The following is a 2,949-nucleotide window of genomic DNA, read 5'->3' as shown; positions in this document are numbered from 1 at the left end:
CCCAATGAGCTACAAATCCGACATCGAAATCGCCCGTGAGGCGAACAAGAAGCCGATTCAGGAAATCGGTGCGAAAATTGGCATCTCCAGTGACGATCTGCTGCCTTACGGCCACGACAAGGCGAAGGTCAGCCAGGACTTCATCAACTCGGTTCAAGGTCGTGAAGACGGCAAACTGATTCTGGTGACCGCGATCAACCCGACCCCTGCGGGTGAGGGTAAGACCACCACCACCGTCGGTCTGGGCGATGGCCTGAACCGCATCGGCAAAAACGCGATGATCTGTATCCGCGAAGCCTCGCTTGGCCCGAACTTCGGGATGAAGGGTGGTGCTGCGGGTGGCGGTTACGCGCAGGTTGTTCCGATGGAGGAAATGAACCTGCACTTCACAGGTGACTTCCACGCCATCACCTCGGCCCACTCGCTGCTGTCGGCGATGATTGACAACCACATCTACTGGGGCAATGAGTGCGAGATCGACATTCGTCGCGTTGCGTGGCGTCGTGTGGTTGACATGAACGACCGTGCGCTGCGTCAGATCACCGCCAGCTTGGGTGGTGTGTCGAACGGTTTCCCGCGTGAAACCGGCTTTGACATCACCGTGGCGTCCGAGGTCATGGCGATCCTCTGCCTGGCCACCGACCTAAAAGACCTGGAAAAGCGTCTGGGTGACATCATTGTCGCCTATCGCCGTGATAAGACCCCGGTTTACTGCCGCGACATCAAGGCCGAAGGCGCAATGACCGTTCTGCTGAAAGACGCGATGCAGCCGAATCTGGTGCAAACGCTGGAAAACAACCCGGCCTTTGTCCATGGTGGTCCTTTCGCGAACATCGCACACGGCTGTAACTCGGTCATCGCGACCAAAACCGCTCTGAAAGTGGCCGATTATGTTGTCACCGAAGCGGGTTTTGGTGCTGACTTGGGTGCCGAAAAATTCATGAACATCAAGTGCCGCAAGGCGGGCATCGCGCCGTCGGCAGTTGTTCTGGTCGCCACCGTGCGCGCGATGAAGATGAACGGCGGTGTTGCCAAAGCCGATCTGGGTGCCGAAAACGTCGACGCGGTTCAGTCGGGCTGTGCCAACCTGGGCCGTCACATCGAGAACGTGAAATCCTTCGGCGTGCCCGTTGTTGTCGCCATCAACCACTTTGTCACCGACACCGATGACGAAGTGCAGGCCGTCAAGGATTACTGCGCCGAACATGGTGTCGAAGCAGTTCTGTCGCGTCACTGGGAGCTCGGTTCAGACGGTTCTGCGCCTCTGGCTGAGAAAGTTGTGGAAATCGTCGAAAATGGTGCTGCGAACTTTGCACCGATCTACCCCGACGAAATGCCGTTGTTCGAAAAGATCGAAACCATCGCCAAGCGCATCTACCGCGCTGACGAGGTTCTGGCCGACAACAAGATTCGCAACCAGTTGCGCGAATGGGAAGAGGCCGGATACGGCAATCTGCCGGTCTGCATGGCCAAGACGCAATACAGCTTCTCGACCGACCCGACACTGCGCGGCGCGCCCACCGGCCACTCGGTTCCGGTGCGTGAGGTTCGCCTGTCGGCAGGTGCCGGCTTCATCGTGGTTGTCTGCGGCGAGATCATGACCATGCCCGGCCTGCCACGCAAACCGGCTGCGGAATCCATCTGCCTCAATGACGCAGGTGAGATCGAGGGCTTGTTCTAAGCGCTCGAATGATACATCTCGTGGTCCGGGGGTATCCCCGGACCGCAGGAGATTGAAATGCCCACTCTGATACCGCCGCAGGACTGTCATTCGATGCGGGAATTGCGGGTTCAGATCGACAAGCTGGATCGCCAATTGATTGAAATGTTGGTGGCGCGCGCAACTTACATAGATCGTGCGTCTCAGTTGAAACCCGGCGAGGGGCTACCCGCCCGCATCCCGGATCGTGTCGAAGATGTGGTGCAGCGCGTGCGCACAAGTTCCGACGAGTTGGGCATGGACCCCGATCTTGCCGAGAAGCTTTGGCGCATCTTGATTGACTGGTCGATTGCCCGCGAAGAACGCGTGCTCGGCCCCGAATGAAGAACCGGGCGCTTTGTGCGCCCGATCCGTTTTTGAAAAGAAGGGATCAAAGGATGGTAGCGCAGGTTATCGACGGTAAGGCCTTTGCCGCAAAAGTACGCGGCCAGGTGGCCGACCAGGTCGCAAAGCTGAAAGAAGAAAACGGCATCACCCCCGGCCTGGCCGTGGTTCTGGTAGGCGAAGACCCGGCCAGCCAGGTTTATGTGCGGTCCAAGGGAAAGATGACCGTCGAGGTCGGCATGAACTCGTACGAGCACAAGCTGGACATCGACACGTCCGAAGAAGATCTGCTGGCGTTGATCGACAAGCTGAACAACGACCCAGCCGTGCATGGTATTCTGGTGCAGTTGCCCCTGCCCAAACATCTGAACGAAGATCTGGTGATCAACTCGATTGACCCGGCCAAGGACGTTGATGGTTTCCACATCTCGAACGTGGGACTGCTGGGTACCGGGCAGAAGTCGATGGTGCCTTGCACGCCGCTGGGGTGTTTGATGATGCTGCGCGACTACCATGGCTCGCTCTCGGGTATGGATGCGGTTGTTGTGGGCCGATCGAATATCGTGGGTAAGCCGATGGCGCAGTTGTTGCTGGGTGACAGCTGCACCGTGACCATCGCACACAGTCGCACCAAGGACCTGCCTGATGTTGTGCGCCGCGCAGACATCGTTGTCGCTGCCGTTGGCCGCCCCGAGATGATCCCGGGCGATTGGATCAAGGAAGGTGCCACGGTCATCGATGTAGGCATCAACCGAATTGAACGGGACGGCAAGAACAAGCTGGTTGGTGACGTCGACTATGACAGCGCGGCCGAACGCGCCGGAGCGATCACACCCGTGCCCGGTGGCGTCGGACCGATGACCATCGCCTGCCTGCTGGCCAACACACTGACCGCCTGCTGCCGC

The 2,949-nt window shown here is 58.8% G+C and carries 3 protein-coding genes; all 3 read left to right on the top strand.

All coding sequences use genetic code 11. The features are described 5' to 3' along the window. Positions 1 to 4: 4 nt before the first annotated feature. A complete protein-coding gene (locus tag ACR0LY_RS19980) occupies positions 5 to 1,681 on the top strand; it encodes a formate--tetrahydrofolate ligase (protein WP_170352147.1) in 1,677 nt (558 codons plus the stop codon). A 57-nt stretch (positions 1,682 to 1,738) separates the two neighbouring features. Further along, the gene (locus ACR0LY_RS19975; protein ID WP_170352146.1) at positions 1,739 to 2,044 is read left to right on the top strand and encodes a chorismate mutase; all 306 of its coding nucleotides are present in this window, start codon (positions 1,739 to 1,741) and stop codon (positions 2,042 to 2,044) included. 53 nt (positions 2,045 to 2,097) lie between these two features. Further along, positions 2,098 to 2,949: bifunctional methylenetetrahydrofolate dehydrogenase/methenyltetrahydrofolate cyclohydrolase FolD (gene folD, locus ACR0LY_RS19970; RefSeq protein ID WP_480567675.1), on the top strand; the 852-nt coding region annotated here is incomplete at its 3' end.

It is taken from the genome of Ruegeria sp. BC5 (assembly GCF_056539205.1).
The sequence above is the reverse complement of the archived record's forward strand: the minus strand, read 5'-3'. Positions and strand labels throughout refer to the sequence as shown.